Here is a 22,915-nt window from a genome sequence, read left to right as displayed (position 1 = left end):
TGTTCGAGAGACGGTTGACGCGGCTAGACGCGCCGCAACTGCACCAGGAGATCCGAAACGGCCTCCTCCTCTCTGACAGCGCGGGGCGTGTCAGCTTCGGCAGCGCGCGGCGTACCGGTCCCGGCAGCGCGAGGCGTGCCGCGTAAATCCTTGATCATCTTGCGTCGCTCGCCGCGGGGAACACCCATCCGCGCCATCAGTGTCTCGAGCCGATGCGCCGTCAGGTGAGCGCGATCTTCGGGCTCGTCCTCGTCGATAACTTCGTCGGCCGCGAGGAGCCCGTCCGCAAAGCCGTTTTCAACAGCCTTTCGTCCGCCCATCCAGGTCTCTGCGTCCATCATTTCAGCGATGTCGGCATCGGCAAGACCCGTACGCGCGGCATAAATGTCCACCGCGGCCTGGTCGAACGGTTCCATTGTGTCAGCGACTTCGCGCATGGCGTGACGGTCACCAATCGCAATCCATTGCGTGTTGTGGATCATCATGAACCCGGCGCGCGCGATCCGAACCTCGTCGCCGGCCATGGCAATAACGGAAGCCGCAGACGCGGCTAACCCCACCACGTTGACGGTGACGCGCGCTTGATGCTGGCGCAGCAAGTTGTAAATCGCGAGTCCTTCGAAATAGTCTCCACCGGGCGAGTTGATGTTAACCGTCACGTCACGATCGCCGATCGACCGCAGCGCTGCGGAAATGCGTTTTGCGGTCACGCCTTCGCCGGTCCAGAAGTCCTGGCCGATGACGTCGAAAATCGATATCGACGGATCAACATCATCCATCGCCGCACGGATGCCGGGGTTCCAGCGATCGAGGGCGCGGACAGGGATTTCGGCGCGAAGTTCCGATGCGGTCCGCGTGCGATTGACACGCGCTTCGGGGAGACGGCGCAGGGTCATTGCAGGATGGCTCCGTTGGGCTTTGGAAGAGGTGTGCCAGTGTCAGAGAGAGGCGCAAGTGCGGTCTGGATAGTGAGGGCGTCGCCGCCGTCCTTGCGAGGCAAATTGAGTTTCGCGCGGCCCTCGTTGCGGGTCATGAGCCCGTTGTTCACCATCTGCGAAAGGAACGTGGACTTAGCAGTTGAATCCATCTGCAGGAGTGCTTCGCGGTTGAATTCCGCATAGAAACGCTTGCGTTCGGTTTCATTGAAAAGCTGTTTCCGGATGCGCTGTTCAATGCGATCGCAAAGCGGATCGATCCCAAGGGTGAGCCACGCCAGCAGGATGTGCTCTATCCCGCTGCCCCACGTCGTCACGCCGGCAGCGGCGTGACCGATTACGATCGGTGGCACACCGAACCAACGGCAGATCTGCTCGATGTCGAACCTGCGGCTCTCGAGCATCTGCGCATCTTCTGGGTTGAGGCTGAGCGCCTGATACTTCAGTCCGGCCTCGAGCACCATCAGCTTACCGGCATTCCGTGAACCGACAAATTCTTCCATAATCTTCTGAAGCTGGTTGCGCTGAGGCTCTTTCAGGATCTGGTCGCTCGATAGGACGCCGGACGCCTGCAGGCCATTGGCAAATGTCTTTGCCGCTGTCTCTTCTGTCGCAATGGCAGTGCCGAACGTCTGAACACCATAAGAGATCGCGGAGAGCCCAAGGTCACCGCCAAACCCGAACCCTTTGAGGTGAAACACGGAATCCCGTGAAAGCAGTTCTGAATGAGATCCGTCGCTGTACCGGTACCGCAGAACGTTGTCGGCGTCGCGCTCGAGGCTCACCTTATCGGACGGCAGAAGCCGCAGGGCACTCAATCGGTTCCCCGTTTTTACCTTCTCCGCGTACGCGTTCCCGCTGACGAGGAGCCATGAGACCATGGCCTCCCAAAACTCGAGCGGCGTCTGGTCTTCATTCGGCGAATACTCCAATACGTTCACCAGATCGTGGTCCGTGACCAACTTTCGATCGCCGTCCGTGGTCTTCTCATAGATCTTGAGCGGTAGCGAGGAGACCGCTTGCGCCGTGGCCTTAACGCACGCCCAAACGGCAGCGAGCTGCAGCGCCTTTTGCGCCGTGACGGTTGTTCCCGCATGGCTTTCACGGCCGAAGAAGGCTGACCACTTGGCGCTGTCCGTCAGCCCCATGCGCGAGGTTGCCCACGTCAAGAGGCCCATCAGATCACCATCACCGGCTTCGCCAGGAAGTCGTCGAGTTTCACAGGAGCACCCTCATATGCATGCGCGGCACCGATCGCCATTGCGAGCGCGACGGCGCAGTCGATCTTGTTGACGGCTCTTTCCTTCGCGAGCCAGTAATTGCCCCAACGATCCTCGTCGGTGACCGCACTGACCATCGCGGAAATCAGAACCGGGTTTGCGTGAATACGAATCCGTCCCTCAGTGATGAGGTCCTCAAGCTGACGCACGCTCATCGGCATCCAAAGCCCTTCAGGATCACGACCGGCCATTTTCGCCGCGTCGATCATTGCCTCGTTGGGCTTGCCCTTCTTGGTGCCGCCCTGCGGGTGCTCGACGTACTCAATGCTTAGGCCGAGTTCGTCGCACTCGGGCTCGAGACCGCGCTTGAACGCATAACGGTCATAGGCGACACACTGAACGGTGTAGTCATGAGCAACCTCCGCCAACGCTTGCGCAACATGGCGGTAACTGATGCTCGAGCCCTTCGGAGCGTTAAGGAACCCCTCTCTGACCCAATGGCTATAAGGCGCCTTGTCCCGAAGTTCGCGCGCTTGAACGGTGTCGCCTGGTGTAAAGGCCTGCACCCAAGCATCGAATATGGGTTTGCCTGTGTGAATGCCTTCGGTAACTGTCCCCGTCTGCACGGCGAAGGCAAGTGCCGTGATGTCCTTGTTCTGCGAGAGGTCGACACCGACGGAAACATATTTTCCATAGTGGTCCGCGGGATCAAATTCCGCGATCACCGGCTCGAGCGCCGCGCGCGTCATCCAAGCCGTTTGCGCGTCGGTCCATACGCAGAAATGGAGCCGAAGAATTCCGTTGAGCTTCGCCGGGATATCCTTCGCTTGTGCGACGACGCCGGCGAGATACTCCTCAGTGATGGTCACGTTCAGCAGCGGATTGGCCTTTGGCCAACACGTCGGATCGTTCAGCGGATCGTCACCCGGATCGAGCGAACACACGAAAGAAAACGTCGTATCGTCGATGATTTCACCGAGATAGTGGGCGTCGTCGTCCTTGGCATCGCGGTTTCCGGCTGCGACGCGGACCGCATGTTCGTGTTCGACCCAACACGCCGAGTTCCGGTCGCTGCCGCTGTTGGTGATCATCAGCAGCAATGGTTGCCGACGGAATTTGAAGCCACGCTCAAGGATCTCGATGATGCCGGCGTCTGCGTGTTCGTGGAGCTCGTCGACGAGTGCAGCGTGGGGACGCGGCCCCGAACCCGTGCGCTTGGTTTCCCGCGAGACGGGGCGAAAAAATGAACCCTTCGCCAGATAACTGATGTTGTACTCTTTGCCCTCGGGCCCGGCGATCTTGAGCCGCTTGGCGAGGTCGGGAGAGCGCCGCACCATTTTGGCCGCGTCGCGGAACAGGATTCCCGCCTGGTCCTTAGTTGCACCGGCTGAGTAGATCTCCGCTCCGGCTTCGCCGTCGGCAGTCAGGCAATAGAGCCCGATCCCACCGGCGAGGGGCGACTTACCATTGCCCTTGCCCTGCTCGATGTACGCGCGGCGAAAGCGACGTGTCCCGTCGCGCTTTTTCCAACCGAAGACCGAGCCGATAATGAATGCTTGGCTCGGGTGCGCCTGGAACGGTCGTCCCTCGAACTGCCCTTCGCTAAGCCTCAGCTTTGTCTCGAAAAACCGCAAAGCACGATCGGCGGACACACAGTCGAATTGGATGTCCTTGCGTTTCAAATCGTCAAGGTGTCGACGGCATGCATTGCGGACATGCGGGCCGGCAATTACCTTTCCCGAGAGGACCGCCTTGGCATAGGCCGTGACACGATCCGCGGGCTTAGTCGTCGAAGAACTCGTCCGCTTCGTCTGCGTCTTTTTCCGCACTGCGGTTCCGTTCGTCGGTGAGGCCCAGCTCGCTCATGTAGGCGCGCAATTGGCCATGCTTCGCGGCCGGAAATGCACGCGGTGCCTCGCGGAACTCACCCCACAGTTCGCAAAACGCGATGGCGGCGGGCTCGCGTGAACCGTCGAGCCAGGCCGCCGGTTCGATGAATTTCTTCCAGGCCTTAAGTGGCTCGCCCTTCATGCCTTTGGGTCGCGTAAGCTTCCCGAAGGACTCGGTTGCAATCTCAACGGTTGTAGCGGCTTTCGCCTTCGCGCCGTGCCGTGTGTTGCGGTGCGTGCCATCGATCAGCCGAAGGTGCGCCGGCTTCGGCTTTGCCCCCCGCGTTGCCATGACCAGATTGAGCCTTTTCGAATGTTAATTTGGTTTTTTGCTTTTTTTGAACCCGGCGCCGGTCCCAGCGGAAGTTGCTTTGACTTTTCGACCACCCCCCGCCCTTGGCGCATTGGCCATGGCCGGGTGACGTGCATCGATGGGCCAGCCATCAGGACCAACAGCGGAAGAAAAACCACGCTTCTCCTCGCTCTGCTTCGCGCCGTCGTGGCAGGGGCTGCAGAGCGATTGTGTGTTGTCGTAATCGAAGAACAGCAGGGGATCGCCCTTGTGCTCTTTGAGATGGTCGACAACGGTGGCCGGTGTCAGGTGGCCGCGCTTTCGGCAATCCCGGCACAACGGCTCTTGGGCCAATCTGCGCTCACGGATGCCGCCTTTGCCACGCCACCGCTTGTCTTTGTACATCCGACGGTAGGCAACAGCCTCGGGTGATCGGCGATCTGTACGCGCCATCCTCAGCACTCAACCCGACGCCAGGTGCGTTCACACATAGGGCAGTAGCACTGCACGATGGGCAGGCCACCCCTGAACGTGACGCGCCGGCCGAACCATCTCAACGGCAATTCGAATTTACAGAACAGACACGGGATCTCGCCGGCACCAAACGTCGGATGCTGCACGTCTTCGACGGTGCGCACACACATGGGCAAGGATCTCGATTGTTTCTGGAATTCATCGCAGCAGCGGGCGGAAGCGGGACCAACAGCAAACTCGGCTGCTGCTCCCTGGCGTCACCAACACCCTGTTTCCGCACCATAAAACGCAAAACGCCCGGTGCGATTGTTTCGAACCGGGCGCGCGTCTCGCGAGCATGGTGATTCTTGAGCCTGAATTTGCGATTCGTCAAGAATGAAAATTAACGAACATCGGCAGACCGCAGATATACCGACTTAAATCTTGCCTCACGCCTCCATTTCAATGAGTTCACGGCGGCCGCGAGTGAAATAAGCCAGTAAACCGAAAACCACACCGCCTAACGCCCACACCATTAGGATGATGACGAACGCGACCCCGATGCCGGCTGCGGTGCCATCGCGTTCCGCCTGCGTCGCTAAAGTGTCGTATTCCGCAATAGGTGCCCGCAAACTCGCGACCAGCCACGCCACCATAAGCGCGTTCCAGATCCAGAAAATCGCTAAGAAGAACCAGCCCACTATCCCGCGGCGGCGCTTCTCTACCAGACGCTTGGACATATCGTTCTCCTTGTGACTGAATCTCAAGCGGTCGGAAGTTGCCGCCGAACAGTGCTGCGCGACTCGCATGCGCCACCTCCGTGCACGGATTGAGGGCGCCTAAGCACTGCAAGTCAATTCCAACGGGCGCTTTACCGGTGGATTGTCACTCCTGCGTTTTGCGCAGCGTCTCGATGAAATCCGGCCGCTCTCGCACGATACGGAGGATCGCCGCCGCAGGCCCGCTCGGCTTGCCGCCACTCGCCCATTTCTGCACGCCCATGGGCGACATGCCGATTAGGCGCGCAAACTCCGCTTGCGACACGCCGCTATTGCGCACGATGCGTATGGCTTCATCTCCTGTCATGCCGTCGCTTATATGCCAGCCCGCACAAAAATGCAACTTAGTTATATTTTCCTGTGGATAGCCCCTTGCCTGGAACATATAACTTAGTTATATTATAAGCATCAAGACGATGAGGTGGCCCGGACGAACGGCGAGACGACACGAACAAGACAGAAGGCAGAACAGCCCGCTCGAAGCGCCGAACGACAAGGACCTCCACCCATCCGAAACCAGCCCCAAGCGAGGGAATGGCGAAGCTATGCCACCCAGCGCCGGGCTGAGAGCAACATCAAGGCGAAACGCCGCTAAGCCGCGGCGTCTGCCGGTATCGCCGGCACTGACGAGCCTCGGCTCACATCTCAACCCAGAAAGGAAAAACCGATGACAACCGTCAACCTGGCCGTCGTCGCACGGCACCTCAACCAGCTCGAAGCCGCGTTCGGCAACGAGAACGCGTTCGTCAAAGCGTTCACCGCCATGAAGGCCGACGCCGACATGAAGGCGCCCGAAGCAAAACGCCTCGCCCGCGAGTTCGCGAAACAGACGGCGCGGTCAAAGACAAAGGCATTCGCCGCCATCTGGAGCCGTCATCACAGTTTGATGCGGGCCCGCGCCAAAAACGCTGCCTTGTTCGCTCGCACGGCCGCCTGAACAAAGCGGGCCGGAAAGCTGCTGTCACAGCCTCCGGCCCCTTGGCGATCCCAACCCAATGGAGAAGGTTTAGAACCATGAAATGTACTACCATCTTCGCCGGGGCCCTGGCAATTGCCATCGGCCTCGGCGCCACCACGGTCGACGTCTGGTCGAACGTCGAATTCATCGCCGGTGACACGGTGCGCAATCCTGCCGACTTGGCGGATCTCACAAACTGGAATTCGCTGATGGCGGCCACGGTCGCCATTGCGGTTGCAAGCTTCGGGGCCTTGGGCGGCGCTGCTGCCGCCTGGCGCCTCCGAGCCCGGCTCATCTCCTGCGGCCTGCTGTTCGCCTGGATCTGTGCCGCCGCGTTTTCGCTTTCGGCCACGCTCGATCGGGCAGGCTCTCAGCGCGACAACGCCATCCACGCCCAGCGCAGCCACAACGTGCAGATTGACCGCGTCGCGGCTGCGATCACCACCCAGCGCGCACGTCTAAAGGCCGCGACACAAGCGGAAGCTGACGAGTGCAAGGGGTACAAGGCCGGCGTCTCCAAAGACGAGGGCTGGCCGAAGTGCATAACCGCAAAGGGCGAGATCAAATCGGCCACCAACGAAATCGGAGAGCTGGAAGCCACGCTCGCCGGCCTCGGCGCCGAGAAGGTCGAGGACAGCATGGGCAGCCGTGTGGCGGCCCTGTTTCCATTTCTGACCCCTGGGCAGGTGGCCACGTACCAGCCCATCACACTGCCCGTGTCGCTGTTCTTCTTCGGGCAGTTCTTCCCGGCGCTCGGCTTCCTGTTGTGGTCGAGCGTGCTGGCGGTCCCAGCGCCTCAGTCGCAACAGACGGCTCAGGTGATGCGAGACATCACTCCAGTGCATCCCGTGATCGCGGCTCTCCCTGCAGGGAAGGCGATCTCCAACAAGGCGCTTGCCCGCCAACTCGGGCTCTCCGAAGCAACAGCGTCACGCCGGGTTCGCGATCTTCGCCGTCAGGGCCTTCTCACCGTGGAACGCCGTGGACGTGAGTTGGCCATTCGTCGCCTCAGTTAGTCCACTCTCCTCAAGCCCCGTGCCGGATCTCGGTATCGGGGCTTTTTACTACGACCTATGTTGTATCAGCGCCAACCCGTTGCCGAGCCAGATTTCCATCTTTCCGTAATCGGGAAATCGCACCGTTTCAGTCGCTTCCGATCCGTCTCCCACCCTTCCTCGCCATTGCACCCAGCGCACGCTGCCTTGCACCCACATTTGCAGGTTTGCGACCCTTTCACGACGATTTCAACCGTGCAAACGAGCCGCATTTCTTAGGTTTATGGCGTTTGTCTCAAATCTTGCATTAAGACGTTGCAGCCGCCACGCTTTCACCGCGTTGCCGATGACACGCAAGAGTGAGCAAGGGTGAATCGCTGTGGAAAGCGGGCAAATCGCTTGTGCGATGGCTCCCCGGCAAGGGGCGTCGGTGCCGAATCACCTAGCTTTTCGCTCCCAACAATTTTGGAGCAAAAAAAATGGAACGATTGATTCCGCCGGTGGCTCCGGATGAGTTCAAGTTCGCTTTCATGGTCGCAATGGCTGCTTCGGCCAAGAAGGGACCATATGTGAATCCAAGCAACTACGGCGTTAACTTCAGAAACGATGATACCGGAGAGATCGTGCGTTATTCTCCGACAGACAATGCATTGTCCCGTGCTGCGTTGGCGGTCCGGGAACAGTTCGAAGACTCCCCAAAGTGTGCATCCATCATGATGCGAATTCACGGCATGATGGATCTCATCGACGACGATCGAATGAAGCCGTACGTCAGATCTGGCGTGAATGCTCCCATGGAAGTACGTCAGGAAGTGCTAGAGGTTGCCGCTGAATGCGAAATGTCAGCAGTGCGTGGATTTGATACGCACCGCTTTTTCAGCGAAGTCGGCCAGCGGTTCGAACCAACGTCCGGGTGATGTCTCGTCTCAGGTTGGGATCGAGCACAACGAAATCAACCGCGCAGGAGAGGGTGATGGAACCAATAGAATTTGGATCTCCTAGCTATCAGATCATTACCGAGATAAATGCATCCGTGGCGTTGCTTCGGGTTAACGAGGTCACTCCGATTAACGGCAGATTTGAATGTCTCCTCGACGAGCAAACGGCAGTCGAATTTGTTGCGACAATATCGGCGGCGATGAAGGCGTCACCCGAAGAAGAATTGGAATTGCACAGACTTTTACGCGGCAGCGGATTTGCGGATCTCGAAGGTTTGCTTGTTAAGGAGCGTTCCGGAAGTTTATCGAATATCGTGACCGGCATGACGCACTATGTCGAATTGCGGACAAGTGTAAAATCACGAGCTGCGAACTCTGAAAGCTAAGGTGGCCGACGACAGTCCGGCAGTTTAGCTCCCCTCAGCCCCTATTCCGCTCGCGCACCTGACGCCGCATCCGGACCCATCCTTCCAGGCATGGCATCGCGCAAAAGTAGACTTCAGAGCCAAGTGAAGGCGCTGTCGGCATCCGCCCATCGGAATGCGGCACGGCCTCGCACGTGAGCACCAGGCGCCAAGAGCGGCCGGTGGTGAGATCCGACCCGCAGGTTTCACACACTGCCGTCATTCCGCAGCCGTGAGCGCATCCGACGGCCAGCGCGGGATCGTACGCGGCGGCAGCGGCGTGCCCTGAAACTCTTGCGCGAAGGCGGCAGCCTCCGCCGCATCCGCAAAGCAATAAACCATCCGTTCCGTCCGCGCGTCGGTATCAAAATAATGGAACGTGCGCTTGCAGACGTTCCGCTCCCGGCAATAGGCCTCAACCCGAACGAAGCCACCACCGCGCACCTGGTCCGAGCGGATCGCCACGCGATAGGGCCATTGCTGGTTCACCGTCCATTTGTTGATCTTGATCGTGTCTTGCCGTCGCCGCATCTTTGCCTCACGCTACGCTTGAACCCCAGTTGTATGTTCCTATTTTGTTCTTGATGCCGATCGCGGTCAAGAGGAGAGGAGAAAGCCCTGTGTGCAACTGCTTTTCGCAATCTCGCTCGCGCGACGAGGTGGCCCGGTGGTTTCGGGTCTCACACAACCGCGCACCGGATTTCGATCCGCAATCGTCATTCTGGCCGAAGAGCAAAATTCCCGTCGTGCGCCACGCGGATGATGGCGCGCGCGAGATTGCGATCATGATGTGGGGGTTTGTGTTTCCGCAGAAGGATAAGGCGCCGCGCTTCGTGACCAACGTGCGCGACGACAAGATCCGCACGAGCCCGTTCTGGCGCGCGTCATTCGAATCCCGGCGCTGCCTGGTGCCGGCGACGTCCTACGCGGATCCCAATGGCGAAAAACCGGCCAAGTGGGTGTGGTTTGCGCTCAAGGGCGACGAACAGCGCCCGCTCTTTGCGTTCCCCGGCATCTGGCGGCGCTGGAACGGCCCCATCAAGAAGGACGGCGAACCCGTTGAGATTGAAACGGTCTCGTTCATGACGACCGATCCCAACGCCCTGACGCGCGAGATCAATCACGACCGCATGCCGGTGCTGCTGACGTCAGAAGACGAATTCGCGACGTGGCTCACAGGCAGCGTCGACGACGCCTTCGGCCTGGTGCACAGCCACGACCCAGCGCACATGCGCATTGTGCAGGCGGGTAAGGATAAGCAAGATTTGCTGGCGGCGTAAACGCTTCAATATAGCTATATATTTGAATTAGATAATTAGGGTGAAAATGTTTGAAAGACCAACGGTTTTTATAATTGGCGCTGGAGCAAGCAAAGAGATCAATCTGCCATTAGGATCTGAGCTCACAAAGAGAATTTCATCGTCTTTAAATTTCAACTCAAACAGCTTCGACCACCTTACTAGTGGCGATAAATGTATATTCCAAGCCGCCGAGATTAAACAAAACCTAGATAAATCAAATCGAATCCATCCTTACCTCGAAGCCGGACGCAAAATTTCACAGGGAATGATTCAAGCAATATCAATTGATAATTTCCTTCACGCACATGCAGATGATCCAAAAATTGTATGGATGGGCAAGCTTGCTATAGCTCAGTGTATACTAAAAGCCGAACGAAGCAGTCATCTCTCAGCGCAAGGATCTCAGCAACCTCTGACTGAGCTATCTAAAGTCGAAGACACATGGCTTTATGTATTCTTCAATATGCTTCACGAAGAAATTAAAAAGACCTCTTTGGAAAAAATTTTCGAAAACATTTCCATCGTAACATTCAATTACGACCGAGCAATTGAACACTTTCTAAAAATTTCACTAGTGAACTACTATAACATTAAAATGAGCGATGCCGTTCATTTAGTAAGCCAACTTCGCATTGAACACCCCTATGGGCAAGTGGGGCACCTACCATGGCAAAGCAACGAAAACTCAGTTGAATACGGAAAGGAAGTAGACGGCGCCCTCCTCCACAATATTGCAAGTCAAATACGAACATTCACCGAAAGAGAGAACGACGAGATGATCGTACGGACACGCGAGCTAATTAAGCGCGCAGAAGTCGTTGTTTTCTTGGGCTTCTCCTACGGTCGAATGAACATGGACCTAATCTCGGTTAAGCCTGCAAACGCCTCAGAAGTTTACGGCACCAGCTTTGGGATCTCGGACCCCAATAAATCAGTTATCCATGATGATATATTGCGTTCCCTACGCAATAGCAATTCGCCCCTTCGGAAAATCAATCTAGCGAACCTGACCTGCAAGCAATTTTTAAAAGATTACCGAGAACCGATTTTGCGCGGTGTCCGAAGAAAGAGAACATGAACGGCCAAAATTAGACAATCGCACCTCGCCGGAACCTTCTAGACCTCGTCAGTCCTCCTCGGCACTCAGCGTGTGACACGCCTCGCTCATCGCCCATTCCCTCTTGCCTTGTGATCCGTCGTTACGATCTGCGTGCGCCAGGTGATCTCGATCTGGCGGCCATCCCCCAGCGCCACGCGGCACAGCTCCCCATGCGCCAAAAACGCGTCGACGGCCTTGATCAGGCCGAGCACATCGCTGTCCGAAAAGGCGCCGTCGTCGCGGCCAAGGCGCCGCAACCGCAGCCGCATGGCCCGAATGCCGTCCGCATCGGACGCGCGTGAGTGGACGTCTTCGACACGACGCTCCCGGACAGGAGATTTACGGGCACCATAGTAACCCTTCAAAAACCCGCCCCACAGTTCACTGCGTGCACCGGTCGACATCGACAGAATTATCACCGCAAGCCAGATCACGCAGGCCTCGTCGATCTGGCCGATTGCGGCGTTCGCAAGAGCAAGGCAGGCCGCAAGGATGACAAATCCCGTCATGGCTTTCGCTTCTTTTGCTCGAGACGTCCGACCCGTTCAACGAGGCCACCCAGCGCCCACGTCACGGCGCCATAGCCCCAGAGAAAGGCGAATTGTTGCCACGCGACGGCGGAGCTATCCCCGAGATTCTCCCAGACCTTCGCAATGCCCATCAACCCAATTCCGGCCAGTAGAACCCTGATCAAGCTCATCCCCCAACCCCTTCCAACAAATCTTCCTCGCGTCGGATCTGCTCCAGCCACGCCACCAGCTCGCGGTCGGTGCGCGCGGAAAAGCGGAGCCGTTCGGCCCGGCTCAGGATTTCGCCCTCAAGTGTTGGCAGATGCAGGTCCGGCCCCATGTCGAGCCAGCCGTTGAGCAGCGGCTCGCCCATCGCCTCGTCCGAGAGGTGTTCGACAAGCCCTTGCACCTGCACGGCGAGGCGCTTGTAGTGCTCACCTGTGCGCAGCCACAGCCTGACGACGACGCCAAATTCCGAGAACGGGTCCTTGTTCCAGTTGCTGGTGACGGTGTCGGACGGCGACGTCGTTCGCGCCAGCCGCAACGGCCAGCACCCGCGATTGCCGCCAAAGCGCCGCGTGATGCGTCCCGACAGCGGGTCCTGCAGCTGAGCGGAGACCGGACCTGCTGACGCCACCACGCACAGCGCCACGGGGCGCATCTCGTCGAAAATCGCACGCTGTCTGGATGTCAGCTCCAGCCGACCCAGCGCCGGTGAGGTTTCATACTTCGGGCGCGGCGGCAGCGTGTCCGCCGTCGCCAGCCCGTAATGCGCCGCAAGCTCCTGTGCCGTTGTCAAGCCGCCCTCCTTCCGATTTGCCTGTCTCGATCTGCCAGCGCGGCCCGTTCCGCATGCACCGAAACCGTTCCCGCCGCCGGCCGGCCGTTGGCGGCGCGATGCACGCGCACCAGGCCTTCGGCAAAGTTCCGATGCGTCGTGTCATCGCTCACACACAAATCGCCCGCGATCGACCGCCAGCTTCGCCCCCGCGCCCGCCACACCAAAGCGAGCTGCGCGGTGGTGAAGTCACCGAACACGTAGCCGTAGCTGCGGTTGGCCACGCACAGTTGCGCGAACCATCCCATGGCGGTCAGGTAATCCTCGATGTCCTGCGGCAACGGATCGAAGCGCGCCACGCGATCGGCGATGTCATCGTCATCGCCCAACCCGTCCGCCGTTATGTCGGCGAGCGCGCGCGACGTCCGCACATCTTGCTGCCAATGACGGAACCCCGTCAGCCCATCCGTCAGGATCGCCCGCGACACCCGGGCTTCCGCTTCCGCAATGGAAACCAGTCCGGGCGGCGAATAGGTCACGCGGGTCGGGTCGAGCCACCAGCGCGTCCGGGTTTCCCCATCTGCTCCGTGCCGCGCGCCTTGCGCCCGCGCGGTTTCCCGGTCGGCTTCCATCTCGCGGGCCAGCTCGGCGGACTCCGCCTCCTCCACTGCGGCGAATCGGGTCCTGCTCGACCACATGCGCCCGGCTTGAATGCCGTGGATCGGTTCGGGAAGCGGCATTTTCCAGGTCGCAGGATTCTCCGGACGCCAGGCGTCCGGGTCCGGACCCAGCGCGTCGTCGCCATGGCGCGGCACGCCGGGCAGGCCGTCATCGGGCAGCATCACCGGCAACGGGCTCGAACGCCGGTCGTGTTTCCGCCGGGGCGCACCGTCGACCCAGTCCGTCCACGCGACCCATTCCGTCGTCGTCATCCAGACGTGACCGCGTCCGCCCTTCCGGGCGATGCGCGCAGCCTTGAATGTCCGCCCGCGCCACAACACCTCGACGCGCACACCGAGCGGCGGCAGTCCGTCAGCCGGGGAGTACCAGTTATCGCTCACGGCGCTGTCTCCTCGGCTGTCGCCTCGTGCGCCTGCGCGGGCGCGGCGCTCGCGCCGGGTCGCTTTGCTCCCGGACAGGTGGTTGCCTCTGCCGCGTCGTCCTTCCGCTTTTGGATTGCGTCATCTGTTGCGAACTGGCGGGTCCGAAGCTGCGCCAGAACCGCTTGTTCAAGTTCCGGCGCGCGGCACAGTCGCATGAGATCGTCAATCATCGCCCCGCGAGTTGGGCGCTTTGTCGTCGCCACCCGGAGCACATAACAAACCCGCTGCAATTCAGAGTTCCACAGCAGATTGAGCATGCGGGCAGTCCATGGCCACGAGCACCCCGCATGTGGCGCATTGCCCTTACACTTCCCCTCCGAATACTCCCACACCGTCGCACCAGCAGACGGCCTGAATATTGGGGCTTGCGGAAGGAATGGCTGCCCCTCGTTGTTCGTTTGCCATCCTGCAGAGTCGCACCACTTGCGATGGGCAACGACGATCACGTGATGCGCCACCTTGGTGAATTGTTCGATTTGGTTTGGGAGTCGATCGAGCGTGTCACGCTCAGATTTCAGCTCCATGAGGATCAACCGATCGGCCGTAATCACAGCAATGTCGGCACGGCTAATCCCGTTCTCCACGTTGAGTTCATGAACGATGCGCGCCGACGGCCAATACCGCCGTGCGAGCTGTTCCGCTGCTGTCCGAATCTCCTGCTCTGCTGTCCCCGTTGGAAGGCTCATCCCTCGGCACCCTCCGGCAAATCGACACGCTGGCCGCGCAGGCGGCCCTTGGCGCGTTTCTCGGCTTTCACGACGGTGAGCGCCTCCTTGACCACGGACATCGGAACCGCCGGTCCGCCGTTGATGCTGATGGTGCTTTCCGTGTCGGCGGCGGCCGGCGTCTCCTGCTCGTTCGCCCAATCGTCAAGCGGCGTTCCAGCCATGCCCATGGCGTGCAGGTAGACGGTTACGATCGCGTCTTCCTCGTCGCGCTCGGCCTTCGATTTCTTGCGCAGCGCGATCACCTTGCGCATGGCTTTCACATCGAAGCCCACCGCCTTGGCTTCCATGAACTTGTCTTTGATGTCGCCGGCGATCGCCTTCTTTTCTTCCTCGAGCCGCTCGATCTGCTCGATGAACTGGCGCAGCTGCGCCTGGCTGGAGGCCTGCAATGCGGTCATAGCCCGTCATCTCCCTCGTTGAATTTTCCGGCTTCATCGCCAAAGGCCTCCCAGCCCGGCCGGTCGGTGCGGGAATAGACATCGGCACGGCGCGCCGTCGGCATCATCTTTTCGGCAAGCTCATAGGCGCGTTCCGGTTTGCGCGAGTGCTCGCGCCGGGACTCCTCAATGAGGTTCGGCACCGAACGGCCATCGATCTTCGGATTGCCGCGCTTGGCGATCAGAAACGGTTCGCACACTGAGCGCAGCACGTAGCCGGTCCCCCAGCGCCGCTTGTTCCAGGCCCCCGCCGTCACGAACTCGAAGCCCCACACGTCGAGCACGCGGATTGCAAAATCGAGGCGGGGCGACGTCGCCCACATCCACAGCGCGCAGTTTTCTCGCGCCAGGTCCGCCACGGGCAACGCCAGAATCTCCGCGTCCGACATCGTGCGGTAATGCGGCTCCGGCCCTTTGCTTTCTCCCAACTGGGAATAGTTCTTAAACCGCCAAGCAACATCGATCATCACGAGATCGTAGGCCTGCGGAACCAGGTCGCCGAACGGCCAAGATGTTGGCCCGCCCTCGAACAGATCCGGAGAAATAAAGCTCGAGCCGCTTGCGGACATCACCTGTCCGGGAGCAAGGCGACCCGGCCGTGAGGCCGCCCCCGCGGAGCTGCGGCGAGGCGCAGCCGAGCCAACAGCAGCGTGAGCGAAACAACTCATCCCACCCGCTCCCGCGCATCCCGCTTTCGGCGCACGGCTTCAATCGCCCGCGTCAGCGAAAACTCCTCTTCGCTCTGCGGCTGCGGCGGAACCGGCGGCGGCGTTGGCGGGGGCTCTGGCGCTTCGTTGATCGGATCATGCGCCGGTCCACCAGTCGGCCACGGTTCGGGATACGGCGCCGACGGTCCACCAGAGACTTCCGCGAACCGGCCGATGGCCTTGTCGACGTCGTCGAGCGCGGCGCTCATCAGGCGTGTGCGCTGCCAGAGTGCGGTGAGGGCTTGGGCATACGTGCTCATGGGTGGGCGTCCTCCTGTGTCTCGGATGCGAAAATCGGGCGGCAGCCCAGCCGGCGATCGATGGTCTCGACGCAGCGGCGAAACTCGGGATCGACAGTCATCCGCTGTGCCGCGCGCCGCTCGGCATTTAGGATCGTCGCGTGATGCCGGTTGAGGACCCGCCCGATCTGCGGCAACGATCGCCCAGCGCGACGGGCGAGACATGCGACGGCGCAGCGCGCTGCGATCAAGTTGCGGTTCTGTCGCGGCCCGACAATCTCCTGCGGCGTCACGCCGAACTCGGAAGATACCGAGGCGATAATTGCCTTCACTCGGATCGGCGGACGATGCGTATCGGTCACGACCGCACCTCCTGGGCCACCGCCGCACGGGCTGCGGCCCGGGCCTCGCGCTGTGCCTTCTTGCGGGCGAGCTGACGAACGCGGTCATGCTCGTCGGCGCACGTGTTGCAGCGCTTGCGTTTCCCACCGCGCGCGAGAAACGGCTCCCCGCAGTCGATGCACGTGCCGCTCCGTTCAGCCATGGCTTAACCCTCCGTTCCGATTGCGATCAATTCGGCCCCAGCGCGAGGCAGTTTCGCCGTCACGACGATGGCGCCGGCGGCATGGGCCCGTTGCGCGGCGTCGGCGAGGCCGCGGGCGTTCAGTTCGTCGATCCAGGGCGCCCACTGCACGGTGTCGCGGCGGATCACGTGACGCACAGGCGCCGCAGCCGCCGCCGCGACGACCTGGTCCCGTGCTGCGAACGCCTCCTGCCGACGCGCTTCGACGGTGGCGAGCTCGACGAGCTTCGCCGTAGCGGGCAGGTCGCGGTGTTGGGTTTCGATCAGCTTGTCGGCGATGGCGCTCAGCACGGCCGGCGCAAACGGCTGCAGCCGGTTCTTGACCTGCCGCACGTAGGCCACCGCATCGACATGCGCCGGTGGACACAGCACGCCGACGAGCCGCGCCAGGAAATCGCTCGCGACGTGTGCGGCGATGGGGTTGTCGAACAGCAGCCCGATTTCGGATTGCGCGGCGGCCGTCCATCGGCCCGCCCAGCCGTCGATGGGATGCGGATCCGGTTCCGCCGATCGGTCGGCCGTCTGATCCGAAAACAAAGTCCGATCGTCCCCCTCTCTCTCGGCCCCTTGGGGGGTCGGGGGGGAAGTGGAAGGTTCTAGTGGATAGTTAGGGTAAACGTCGTTTACCTGGTGAGGCCTCTGAGATTGACCTGGACCGGGTAAAGCGCCTTGACCTGGACTGTCCGGGTTAACGGCGTTGACCTGGGCGGACGTGTCCTCAGGCGATCCAGGTAAAGCTCCTTGACCCGGCTTATCCGGGTTAACGGCGTTGACCTCGTTAGCACCCAAAATCGACGCGGGACCGCTCGGCAACACGGCATATTCCGGGAACTGCGGATGGTAGACGGTGCGCTGAATGCGGCCATCCTGGCCACGGCGCGGCGTCGCGGTCAGCAGCCCGTGCGCGATGGCCGACTGCACGTGTTTGATCACGGACGGCTTGGACAGCCCCGTGTCGGCGACCAGCGTTTCGATCGACGGAAAGCAGCCCTCACCGACGTCCGCGAGATAGTTGGAAATCGCCCAGCACACGAGCTTCGTCAAAGGCGGGATCGCCGCCTTGCGAACGGCGTCGCGCCAGGTCCAAACTGGAACGCGGTGAACGCTCATCAAATCCCCCTTCGTCCACAGCGCGCACCCAGCGCGCCACTTGACCGTGTCATCGAACAGTGGGACCGTTGGGCGGTTGCTGGCATGAGTTCGCCCGCACCGCGCGAACGGCTTCCACGCCGGCGGTCCTTCAGTCTCCCTGGTCGACCGGATATCCCGGCCCCGTTCTCACTGACTTACTCACACCATCGAGCCTCTGAGGGTGCCGCCTCAGGGGCTCTTTCATTTCGCTCACGCGACGCAGTCGCTCCGCGCGGGCGGCGCTTGCGCCGGGTCGCCTTGCTCCCGGACAGGGGCGTATTTCGTGAGTTTTTCGAGAAGGGCGTCGATGTTGACGGGATGCACTTTGAACGTCACCGCAACGACCCAGGGATTCACGTCCCAACCGGCGCCGCGCGCCTCGTTGAGGCTGTCCCAGAGTTGAGCGAACGGGATCGTCGCCCGCGAGTGGCAAAGCCCGCTCTCGTCATAGCCAAACCCTCGGACCACGTAGCAGTGATCTTTGACCTTCAACACACCCTCAGCGAGTGCATCCTCTTCGCTGATGTCCTGCAGGCGCTCGACCCGAACGTCTGTGACTTCTAACGTCAGGCGGGACGCGCGACGAGGCATATGGATTGAAGGACGCCAAGGCGACCTGAGAGACCCGTCGGCGTTGAGCACGGAAAACCCGTCGCCGTCGTCGACCCCCATCACGTCGTGGTCCGTCGCGCGGTAAAAAAAGTCCCGCCAATCTTCCACGACACCGTCGCGGCCGATGGGCCCCTCGCACCACGTCTCCCTCACCCAAAGCAGATCGCCGGGTGCGTATGGGCTATTATCGAAGTTGCCCTGATTAATTTCTCCGGCAAGTTCGCATGGCGCCAGTTCACATCCAAAGTTGACGTCTCTGCGCGCCTTCAGAACCCTCCGCGTCTGCGTCTTTCCGGTGCCGGGCTTCTCGATCTCGCGCAGGAGCGCACAGACCATCGGACCTGAAAACAGGATCGGGGTTACCTTCATGCCACCCTCCGCATGGGCTCGTGGGGCACCTGTTCGGGAGCGACTGCGACCCGGCCGGTAGGCCGCCCTAGCGGAGCTGCCCGAGCATCGCGAGGATCAGCAGCGTGAGCGCGACAAGCCGGGATTCGATAAATCCGCTCGCGAGCTTCGCGCAGACCGGTGCGCGGATCGACCGCCGACCGGTAGCGTTTGCCGCCGGTCATACCGGTGAAGTGGCGCGCCACGGCCACCCAGCCGATCGGGGCAATCCACTCCTCCATGCAGAACTCGAAATAGGCGTTGTGAACCTCGGCAAACGTGAGCGTCTGCGCGCGCGGCTCCTGCAGCCAAATCAAGAGTCGCTTGGCGTGCTCTATCGGTGGCAGCCAGCGCAAGCCCTGCTCGCCCTCCCAGCTTTCCGCCCGCGCATAGAGCGGCGTCTCGGAGTCGCTGTCGGCCGGTTTCACCGGTGGACGAGGATCGGTGCGCACCGGGCTTACCGGTTGCGCGAACCGGTCCGCAACCGGCGGCGGAAGCGTCCTAATCGGCACCGGAATCGACAGGACGGAAACCGGTGCTAAGAACCGGCGCACCCAGCGCTTGAGTCGGTTCGGCGTCGCGAGCATAAGACCCCCGTCTGTTTCAATCGAGAAACGCGATACTCGGACCGGCGACGCAGTACGCTAGGAGGGACCGGTCCGCCTGCTGTTGTGCCCAGAGCAAGCCATCACCTGGGCGGGGCCGCTGCGCGTCATGCGCAAACCCTCGCAGGCCTCCCCTCGGGATACCGACGCGCCCTAAAGAAGGCCCGCCACTACACCAGCGGGCCTAGTTTCAGGGACGGAAGCCCCATTGGGGGCAATCTCCTAACGCTAGCGACCCCTGAGCGGTTCAACCCCGTAGTGAGGCCAACACGCGGACCGTCCGCCGCCCTAAAAAGGGCCCGCTGCTAAACCCAACGGGCCAAAGTTTAGGGAGGAAACGCCCAAGTGAATGGCTCCGCTTGGGATACGCGAACGCAACGAACGCAATGACGTAGGCGGGTGGCTCGGGGAAATTGCCCGACATGAATCCCCTCTTGCGAGAGACCCTCGTCCGGTGGGACGTCATTTCCCCTTGGTATGCTAGGGCAGCCACCCATCGCCCCCTGAAGTTCCGGACGCGGGACAACTCAACCGATACGCAATTGAAACTCACGCGCTCAGACCGCTGCTGTCAGGCTGCGCGGCGTCCACGCGCCTTCGCCAGTTGAGACAACAGCTCGAGGGAAACACCATCGATATCCCGACAGCGAGCGCCTGTGACGACGTCGTCCCAATACGCGGAATGAATGCTGTCGCGGCGGCGCATCCCCTTTGCAGTGTTCTCCCCAACCCCGATGTCACTGCCGAACTCTCGCAAGTTCGGCCACGCATCAATCAGGTCTCGGAAGGATGTAAACATGCTATCTCGGTACAATACGTACCGAAGCGTGTCAAGCGGCAGGATGCGGCGACGTCTGATATAATCGACGCTATGACCGACACAGAGACAGAAAACGTGGCACAGAGCCGGCGCTTGCGCCGGGCGCGCGAGCACGCTGGTTTTGAGACTATTCGAGCGGCGGTGGAGCAGTTCGGATGGAATTACAATACGTACAAAAGCCATGATAACGGCAAGCGCGGCTTTAAAAAGCGGGACGCCGAAGACTACGCGAAAGCATACGGCGTCACGGCAGGATGGCTCCTCACTGGCGAGAATCCCCCTTATTGGGCAAGTGATTCCGGGGTCTCACAGACGAAGATATCCACACGTCGAATTCCAATCCTCGACTGGCTTGCAGTGGAAAGATACCTCGCGTACCGTAGCGGTACGATGGGTGCCATAGCGACAGCATATGCCGATATCAACACTCACCCGGAACTGGGTAGGAGGGTTTTTATGCTTCCTGTTCAAGGGGAAAGCATGGTTGCCAAACCACCTGTCGGTGGCGTTAGTTTCCACCCAGGCGACGCCGTCGTTTTCGACCCCGATGGCGACGTCAAACCCGGTGATTTTGTACTGGCAAAGTTAAACCTACTCGACGAACCAATATTCCGAAAATATCAGGTGCGGGGGCGCGACGAGGCGGGCGAACTTATATTCGATCTCGTCCCTTTGAATGAAGACTATCCGACAGAGCGCGTAGGCCCGAACAATCCTGGCAAAGTCCTTGCGCGACTCGTGCGTCACGTCCGAAATTTCTAGATCCGTCAGCCTTTCCCCTGTGCTACAAAGCTCGGCGGCCATGACATGTTGAGCTTGACGCCGAAGAATGCACGGCCACCGTCATCCCGCTCAAACCCGCCGACAATTTTTGCGCTGCAGGAACCTGTTTTTTCACCCAGAACAGTGCGATATTCGGCAGCCTTTTCACGTCGTAGATATCCTATCTTTTGACCGTCGATAAAAATCATCACCGCGTTCTCATCGTACGGATTGTCTAGTTCCGGAACGAGCTCCGCCATGACCTTGGGATGTCGGTCCCTCCCACCGTGGCGGCGATAGGATCGGCTGAGCGCGTCCTGATATTTGCTCTCCCCGACAACTTCCGTCGTCCAGCCCCTTCCGTGCTTAAGTTGAGTGGCGCTCACCCTCGGCGGAGCCGCGCTATTCAGCCCAAACATTTTTCCGATCCAAGACATATCGCTGCCTCCCTGAAAATGCGCAGTTTGCAGCGGTTAGGCAAACCCCAAAATCAAATCGTCAGAATTCCACCTTTTCCACACGCCGGTACAGGCGGGTACATTTTGTATTGACGCCGTTGGGTACGATATGTACCACTCATGGTGCGACTCGGTACTGCGACGACATGACCGACAAACATCAGGGGCACACATGGACATCACCGGCATTCCGGCCGATCCGGCCAAATTCCTCGAAACGACAGCCAGCAACGTCGAACTCGCAACGCTGGCGCACACGGCGCTGTCGATCCTCGCCAAGCGCGGCGTCAGCCTGCCGCCCACCCTCGTCGACGAAGTCGAGGAGGTGCAGATCGAAGCGCTCGCCCGCGAACCCGGCGGTCTCAAGAAGCTTCTCAAGCCCAAACTTGAGCTGGTCGGGTGAGGCTCGGTTGTTTCGCTCACGCTGCTGGTCCGAACGGCGTGCGCCGTTCGGGCAGCTCCGCGGGGGCGGACTTCGTCCGGGTCGCCTTGCTCCCCGGCTCTTCTAGCCGACTGCAGCGATCCTTCTCAGAGGCATCCGCCTGTCCGGGAGCGACCGCGACCCGCCGCGAATGCGGCGCGCCCGCGCAGGCGCCCGAGGCGACAGCCGAGGAAACAGCGCCGTGAGCGATAATTCAGACGACGCCGAACTCTGCATGAACGGCCAGCACGCCTTTTGGGCGGGCAAACCGTTCGACCCTGAGCAACCGACTCTCTGGCGCTACGGCTGGCTCTCCGCCGCTGCCATGGCGCGCACCACGCTCGACGAGCACCGCGCGGTGCTCGAGGCGATCCCACAGATCCGCGACGCCTTGTGCGAAGCCAACGCCGCCGTCCGTGCGCTGCTTCCCGCCAAGGCGACTCCGCGCCAGCGGCAGCTCGCATCGAGCGCCGCCCATCTGATCGACGAAACCCTACCGCGCCTTGAGTGCCCGGCAGCGGGGGCGCCCCTGCCCGGTCCGGCTCCCCTATCCCACAGCCGGCCGGGCAGGGTGCGAAGTAAGCGCAGAACCTGAGTGCCAACGCGTACCAACCGAAAGGAACCCTCAATGAAAAGTTTTCTCTACGGCGCGTGTGCGCTGCTCATTTCCACTGCCGCCCTCCTGGGCCCAGCGCACGCGGCGACGTCGTGTTACGGCGGCGTCACCCTCGGCCAGACCATCGCGCAATCCGATCTCTCCCTCGACGCTGTGGGCGGCCCCGCCGGCCTGGTCACCGTCGACAGCATCGGCGCCGACGGCATGTCCGGCGGCATCACCGGCGGGTGCGACTGGCGCACCGGCGCGTGGGTCGTCGGGGCCTGGGGTGATTACTCGTGGCATTCGGCGGATTTCGAGGTGGGTGCGTTCGGTGCACCGGGCGACCTGATCGAGTGGGACCTCGAGGACCAGTGGTCCGTCGGCGGCCGTCTCGGCTTCATGGCGACCGAGCGCACGCTCATCTATGGCCTGATCGGCTGGACGCGTGCGCGATATAGCGACATCTCGAGCCCAGCGCTCGGCGCATCCTTCGATATCGATGACCGCGACGGCGTCGTTTACGGCGGCGGCATCGAAGTGGAGCTCGTCGAGAACATCGTGGTAGGGGCGGAGTATCGCTATTCCGATCTTGAGGACGTGGACGTCGCGATCCTGCCCGGTGCGGCCAATCTCAACATCGACAGCGGCCTGCACACGGCGCGCGCCGTCCTGAAATACCGGTTCGACGTCGCCGCCCCCTAAGCCCCGTCGTACCGGACGGGCGGGCGTGCGTTTCTTGACCGTCGCGCACCCCGCCCCACCTTCCGCAACCCA

Annotated in this window: 32 protein-coding genes, 1 other RNA gene and 1 pseudogene; 11 read left to right on the top strand and 23 right to left on the bottom strand. The window is 61.0% G+C overall.

Translation table 11 applies throughout. The features are described 5' to 3' along the window. Positions 1 to 23 precede the first annotated feature (23 nt). The 7 genes from BLS30_RS13960 to BLS30_RS13930 all read right to left on the bottom strand — a co-directional run bounded on the left by BLS30_RS13960 (position 24) and on the right by BLS30_RS13930 (position 5,875). The gene (locus tag BLS30_RS13960) at positions 24 to 896 is read right to left on the bottom strand and encodes a head maturation protease, ClpP-related (protein ID WP_090229673.1); all 873 of its coding nucleotides are present in this window, start codon (positions 894 to 896) and stop codon (positions 24 to 26) included. Further along, on the bottom strand, positions 893 to 2,113 hold the full coding sequence (locus BLS30_RS13955; protein ID WP_090229671.1) for a phage portal protein: 1,221 nt from the start codon (positions 2,111 to 2,113) through the stop codon (positions 893 to 895). Before BLS30_RS13955 ends, BLS30_RS13960 begins: the two co-directional genes overlap by 4 nt. Beyond that, on the bottom strand, positions 2,113 to 3,984 hold the full coding sequence (locus BLS30_RS13950) for a terminase large subunit (RefSeq protein ID WP_210184042.1): 1,872 nt from the start codon (positions 3,982 to 3,984) through the stop codon (positions 2,113 to 2,115). Before BLS30_RS13950 ends, BLS30_RS13955 begins: the two co-directional genes overlap by 1 nt. Next, the gene (locus tag BLS30_RS13945) at positions 3,938 to 4,336 is read right to left on the bottom strand and encodes a hypothetical protein (RefSeq protein WP_090229669.1); all 399 of its coding nucleotides are present in this window, start codon (positions 4,334 to 4,336) and stop codon (positions 3,938 to 3,940) included. The genes BLS30_RS13950 and BLS30_RS13945 overlap by 47 nt, the downstream gene beginning before the upstream one ends. Positions 4,337 to 4,360: 24 nt before the next feature. Next, on the bottom strand, positions 4,361 to 4,789 hold the full coding sequence (locus BLS30_RS13940; RefSeq protein WP_090229667.1) for an HNH endonuclease signature motif containing protein: 429 nt from the start codon (positions 4,787 to 4,789) through the stop codon (positions 4,361 to 4,363). A gap of 449 nt (positions 4,790 to 5,238) precedes the next feature. After that, on the bottom strand, positions 5,239 to 5,529 hold the full coding sequence (locus BLS30_RS13935; protein ID WP_139165358.1) for a hypothetical protein: 291 nt from the start codon (positions 5,527 to 5,529) through the stop codon (positions 5,239 to 5,241). 145 nt (positions 5,530 to 5,674) lie between these two features. Then, positions 5,675 to 5,875, bottom strand: a complete 201-nt coding sequence (locus tag BLS30_RS13930; protein ID WP_139165357.1) for a helix-turn-helix domain-containing protein — start codon at positions 5,873 to 5,875, stop codon at positions 5,675 to 5,677. A 271-nt stretch (positions 5,876 to 6,146) separates the two neighbouring features. Here BLS30_RS13930 and BLS30_RS13925 point away from each other — a divergent pair. The 5 genes from BLS30_RS13925 (at position 6,147) to BLS30_RS13905 (ending at position 8,845) form a co-directional block, all read left to right on the top strand. After that, positions 6,147 to 6,206: hammerhead ribozyme type II (locus BLS30_RS13925), an RNA gene on the top strand. A gap of 29 nt (positions 6,207 to 6,235) precedes the next feature. Further along, a complete protein-coding gene (locus BLS30_RS13920) occupies positions 6,236 to 6,505 on the top strand; it encodes a hypothetical protein (protein WP_090229660.1) in 270 nt (89 codons plus the stop codon). 77 nt (positions 6,506 to 6,582) lie between these two features. Further along, positions 6,583 to 7,542, top strand: a complete 960-nt coding sequence (locus tag BLS30_RS13915; RefSeq protein WP_090229658.1) for a helix-turn-helix transcriptional regulator — start codon at positions 6,583 to 6,585, stop codon at positions 7,540 to 7,542. Between the two features lie 458 nt (positions 7,543 to 8,000). Continuing rightward, positions 8,001 to 8,438 (top strand): hypothetical protein, encoded by a 438-nt coding sequence (locus BLS30_RS13910; protein ID WP_090229655.1) that lies wholly within the window; start codon positions 8,001 to 8,003, stop codon positions 8,436 to 8,438. 56 nt (positions 8,439 to 8,494) lie between these two features. Beyond that, positions 8,495 to 8,845, top strand: coding sequence for a hypothetical protein (locus BLS30_RS13905; RefSeq protein ID WP_090229652.1), 351 nt, complete (start codon positions 8,495 to 8,497; stop codon positions 8,843 to 8,845). A 237-nt stretch (positions 8,846 to 9,082) separates the two neighbouring features. Here the strand turns inward: BLS30_RS13905 and BLS30_RS13900 are convergent, their stop codons facing one another. Next, a complete protein-coding gene (locus BLS30_RS13900) occupies positions 9,083 to 9,394 on the bottom strand; it encodes a hypothetical protein (RefSeq protein ID WP_090229649.1) in 312 nt (103 codons plus the stop codon). Positions 9,395 to 9,447: 53 nt separating this feature from the next. Between BLS30_RS13900 and BLS30_RS13895 the strand changes: the two genes are divergently transcribed. Both BLS30_RS13895 and BLS30_RS13890 read left to right on the top strand, forming a co-directional pair. After that, complete coding sequence (locus BLS30_RS13895) at positions 9,448 to 10,143, top strand: SOS response-associated peptidase (RefSeq protein WP_090229646.1); 696 nt, start codon at positions 9,448 to 9,450, stop codon at positions 10,141 to 10,143. A 40-nt stretch (positions 10,144 to 10,183) separates the two neighbouring features. Next, on the top strand, positions 10,184 to 11,242 hold the full coding sequence (locus BLS30_RS13890) for a hypothetical protein (protein ID WP_139165356.1): 1,059 nt from the start codon (positions 10,184 to 10,186) through the stop codon (positions 11,240 to 11,242). Between the two features lie 86 nt (positions 11,243 to 11,328). Here the strand turns inward: BLS30_RS13890 and BLS30_RS13885 are convergent, their stop codons facing one another. From BLS30_RS13885 to BLS30_RS18170, 14 genes and pseudogenes are all read right to left on the bottom strand, one after another. Continuing rightward, entirely contained in the window at positions 11,329 to 11,772 is a 444-nt protein-coding gene (locus tag BLS30_RS13885) for a hypothetical protein (RefSeq protein ID WP_090229640.1), read from the bottom strand. After that, entirely contained in the window at positions 11,769 to 11,963 is a 195-nt protein-coding gene (locus tag BLS30_RS13880; protein ID WP_090229637.1) for a hypothetical protein, read from the bottom strand. The genes BLS30_RS13885 and BLS30_RS13880 overlap by 4 nt, the downstream gene beginning before the upstream one ends. Next, positions 11,960 to 12,571 (bottom strand): hypothetical protein, encoded by a 612-nt coding sequence (locus BLS30_RS13875; protein ID WP_090229634.1) that lies wholly within the window; start codon positions 12,569 to 12,571, stop codon positions 11,960 to 11,962. Before BLS30_RS13875 ends, BLS30_RS13880 begins: the two co-directional genes overlap by 4 nt. After that, positions 12,568 to 13,611: a hypothetical protein gene (locus BLS30_RS13870; protein WP_090229632.1), complete on the bottom strand. Its 1,044-nt coding sequence runs from the start codon at positions 13,609 to 13,611 to the stop codon at positions 12,568 to 12,570. The genes BLS30_RS13875 and BLS30_RS13870 overlap by 4 nt, the downstream gene beginning before the upstream one ends. After that, positions 13,608 to 14,339 (bottom strand): hypothetical protein, encoded by a 732-nt coding sequence (locus tag BLS30_RS13865; RefSeq protein ID WP_090229629.1) that lies wholly within the window; start codon positions 14,337 to 14,339, stop codon positions 13,608 to 13,610. Before BLS30_RS13865 ends, BLS30_RS13870 begins: the two co-directional genes overlap by 4 nt. Before the next feature lie 188 nt (positions 14,340 to 14,527). After that, a pseudogene (locus tag BLS30_RS18340) lies at positions 14,528 to 14,779 on the bottom strand (DUF2312 domain-containing protein); the annotation flags it as partial. Beyond that, positions 14,776 to 15,486, bottom strand: a complete 711-nt coding sequence (locus BLS30_RS13855; RefSeq protein WP_342027548.1) for an MT-A70 family methyltransferase — start codon at positions 15,484 to 15,486, stop codon at positions 14,776 to 14,778. The gene BLS30_RS13855 and the pseudogene BLS30_RS18340, both read right to left, overlap by 4 nt. Further along, on the bottom strand, positions 15,483 to 15,785 hold the full coding sequence (locus BLS30_RS13850; protein WP_090229623.1) for a hypothetical protein: 303 nt from the start codon (positions 15,783 to 15,785) through the stop codon (positions 15,483 to 15,485). Before BLS30_RS13850 ends, BLS30_RS13855 begins: the two co-directional genes overlap by 4 nt. Then, positions 15,782 to 16,126, bottom strand: a complete 345-nt coding sequence (locus BLS30_RS13845; protein ID WP_090229620.1) for a helix-turn-helix domain-containing protein — start codon at positions 16,124 to 16,126, stop codon at positions 15,782 to 15,784. Before BLS30_RS13845 ends, BLS30_RS13850 begins: the two co-directional genes overlap by 4 nt. Then, on the bottom strand, positions 16,123 to 16,308 hold the full coding sequence (locus tag BLS30_RS13840) for a hypothetical protein (RefSeq protein WP_090229618.1): 186 nt from the start codon (positions 16,306 to 16,308) through the stop codon (positions 16,123 to 16,125). The genes BLS30_RS13845 and BLS30_RS13840 overlap by 4 nt, the downstream gene beginning before the upstream one ends. A gap of 3 nt (positions 16,309 to 16,311) precedes the next feature. Then, positions 16,312 to 17,457: a helix-turn-helix domain-containing protein gene (locus BLS30_RS13835; RefSeq protein WP_090229615.1), complete on the bottom strand. Its 1,146-nt coding sequence runs from the start codon at positions 17,455 to 17,457 to the stop codon at positions 16,312 to 16,314. 231 nt (positions 17,458 to 17,688) lie between these two features. After that, positions 17,689 to 18,459, bottom strand: a complete 771-nt coding sequence (locus tag BLS30_RS13830) for a hypothetical protein (RefSeq protein ID WP_210184041.1) — start codon at positions 18,457 to 18,459, stop codon at positions 17,689 to 17,691. Further along, positions 18,456 to 19,031: a hypothetical protein gene (locus tag BLS30_RS13825; RefSeq protein ID WP_139165355.1), complete on the bottom strand. Its 576-nt coding sequence runs from the start codon at positions 19,029 to 19,031 to the stop codon at positions 18,456 to 18,458. The genes BLS30_RS13830 and BLS30_RS13825 overlap by 4 nt, the downstream gene beginning before the upstream one ends. A gap of 622 nt (positions 19,032 to 19,653) precedes the next feature. Next, a complete protein-coding gene (locus tag BLS30_RS18170) occupies positions 19,654 to 19,881 on the bottom strand; it encodes a hypothetical protein (RefSeq protein WP_090229610.1) in 228 nt (75 codons plus the stop codon). Between the two features lie 72 nt (positions 19,882 to 19,953). On the opposite strand from BLS30_RS18170, the gene BLS30_RS13815 reads away from it, so the two are divergent. Beyond that, a complete protein-coding gene (locus tag BLS30_RS13815; RefSeq protein WP_090229608.1) occupies positions 19,954 to 20,664 on the top strand; it encodes a S24 family peptidase in 711 nt (236 codons plus the stop codon). Positions 20,665 to 20,669: 5 nt separating this feature from the next. Here BLS30_RS13815 and BLS30_RS13810 read toward each other — a convergent pair whose 3' ends face one another. After that, positions 20,670 to 21,101, bottom strand: coding sequence for an HIRAN domain-containing protein (locus BLS30_RS13810; RefSeq protein ID WP_090229605.1), 432 nt, complete (start codon positions 21,099 to 21,101; stop codon positions 20,670 to 20,672). Between the two features lie 193 nt (positions 21,102 to 21,294). On the opposite strand from BLS30_RS13810, the gene BLS30_RS13805 reads away from it, so the two are divergent. The 3 genes from BLS30_RS13805 (at position 21,295) to BLS30_RS13790 (ending at position 22,843) form a co-directional block, all read left to right on the top strand. Next, the gene (locus BLS30_RS13805; RefSeq protein ID WP_090229602.1) at positions 21,295 to 21,525 is read left to right on the top strand and encodes a hypothetical protein; all 231 of its coding nucleotides are present in this window, start codon (positions 21,295 to 21,297) and stop codon (positions 21,523 to 21,525) included. Between the two features lie 220 nt (positions 21,526 to 21,745). Then, on the top strand, positions 21,746 to 22,138 hold the full coding sequence (locus BLS30_RS13795; protein WP_090229597.1) for a hypothetical protein: 393 nt from the start codon (positions 21,746 to 21,748) through the stop codon (positions 22,136 to 22,138). 33 nt (positions 22,139 to 22,171) lie between these two features. Beyond that, a complete protein-coding gene (locus BLS30_RS13790) occupies positions 22,172 to 22,843 on the top strand; it encodes an outer membrane protein (protein ID WP_090229596.1) in 672 nt (223 codons plus the stop codon). Positions 22,844 to 22,915 lie beyond the last annotated feature (72 nt).

This window comes from Filomicrobium insigne (assembly GCF_900104305.1).
Taxonomy (GTDB): domain Bacteria; phylum Pseudomonadota; class Alphaproteobacteria; order Rhizobiales; family Hyphomicrobiaceae; genus Filomicrobium; species Filomicrobium insigne.
Note: the sequence above shows the minus strand (reverse complement) of the source record. Positions and strands in the feature narration are given on the sequence as shown.

Coding starts and splice junctions, on each gene's coding strand:
- BLS30_RS13915 (WP_090229658.1), top strand. CDS start 6,583: ATGAAATGTACTACCATCTTCGCCGGGGCCCTGGCAATTGCCATCGGC.
- BLS30_RS13955 (WP_090229671.1), bottom strand. CDS start 2,113: ATGGGCCTCTTGACGTGGGCAACCTCGCGCATGGGGCTGACGGACAGC.
- BLS30_RS13835 (WP_090229615.1), bottom strand. CDS start 17,457: ATGAGCGTTCACCGCGTTCCAGTTTGGACCTGGCGCGACGCCGTTCGC.
- BLS30_RS13880 (WP_090229637.1), bottom strand. CDS start 11,963: ATGAGCTTGATCAGGGTTCTACTGGCCGGAATTGGGTTGATGGGCATT.
- BLS30_RS13790 (WP_090229596.1), top strand. CDS start 22,172: ATGAAAAGTTTTCTCTACGGCGCGTGTGCGCTGCTCATTTCCACTGCC.
- BLS30_RS13810 (WP_090229605.1), bottom strand. CDS start 21,101: ATGTCTTGGATCGGAAAAATGTTTGGGCTGAATAGCGCGGCTCCGCCG.
- BLS30_RS13815 (WP_090229608.1), top strand. CDS start 19,954: ATGACCGACACAGAGACAGAAAACGTGGCACAGAGCCGGCGCTTGCGC.
- BLS30_RS13910 (WP_090229655.1), top strand. CDS start 8,001: ATGGAACGATTGATTCCGCCGGTGGCTCCGGATGAGTTCAAGTTCGCT.
- BLS30_RS13885 (WP_090229640.1), bottom strand. CDS start 11,772: ATGACGGGATTTGTCATCCTTGCGGCCTGCCTTGCTCTTGCGAACGCC.
- BLS30_RS13940 (WP_090229667.1), bottom strand. CDS start 4,789: ATGGCGCGTACAGATCGCCGATCACCCGAGGCTGTTGCCTACCGTCGG.
- BLS30_RS13830 (WP_210184041.1), bottom strand. CDS start 18,459: ATGAAGGTAACCCCGATCCTGTTTTCAGGTCCGATGGTCTGTGCGCTC.
- BLS30_RS13905 (WP_090229652.1), top strand. CDS start 8,495: ATGGAACCAATAGAATTTGGATCTCCTAGCTATCAGATCATTACCGAG.
- BLS30_RS13855 (WP_342027548.1), bottom strand. CDS start 15,486: ATGAGTTGTTTCGCTCACGCTGCTGTTGGCTCGGCTGCGCCTCGCCGC.
- BLS30_RS13805 (WP_090229602.1), top strand. CDS start 21,295: ATGGACATCACCGGCATTCCGGCCGATCCGGCCAAATTCCTCGAAACG.
- BLS30_RS13935 (WP_139165358.1), bottom strand. CDS start 5,529: ATGTCCAAGCGTCTGGTAGAGAAGCGCCGCCGCGGGATAGTGGGCTGG.
- BLS30_RS13840 (WP_090229618.1), bottom strand. CDS start 16,308: ATGGCTGAACGGAGCGGCACGTGCATCGACTGCGGGGAGCCGTTTCTC.
- BLS30_RS13850 (WP_090229623.1), bottom strand. CDS start 15,785: ATGAGCACGTATGCCCAAGCCCTCACCGCACTCTGGCAGCGCACACGC.
- BLS30_RS18170 (WP_090229610.1), bottom strand. CDS start 19,881: ATGTTTACATCCTTCCGAGACCTGATTGATGCGTGGCCGAACTTGCGA.
- BLS30_RS13865 (WP_090229629.1), bottom strand. CDS start 14,339: ATGAGCCTTCCAACGGGGACAGCAGAGCAGGAGATTCGGACAGCAGCG.
- BLS30_RS13920 (WP_090229660.1), top strand. CDS start 6,236: ATGACAACCGTCAACCTGGCCGTCGTCGCACGGCACCTCAACCAGCTC.
- BLS30_RS13900 (WP_090229649.1), bottom strand. CDS start 9,394: ATGCGGCGACGGCAAGACACGATCAAGATCAACAAATGGACGGTGAAC.
- BLS30_RS13960 (WP_090229673.1), bottom strand. CDS start 896: ATGACCCTGCGCCGTCTCCCCGAAGCGCGTGTCAATCGCACGCGGACC.
- BLS30_RS13945 (WP_090229669.1), bottom strand. CDS start 4,336: ATGGCAACGCGGGGGGCAAAGCCGAAGCCGGCGCACCTTCGGCTGATC.
- BLS30_RS13930 (WP_139165357.1), bottom strand. CDS start 5,875: ATGACAGGAGATGAAGCCATACGCATCGTGCGCAATAGCGGCGTGTCG.
- BLS30_RS13895 (WP_090229646.1), top strand. CDS start 9,448: ATGCCGATCGCGGTCAAGAGGAGAGGAGAAAGCCCTGTGTGCAACTGC.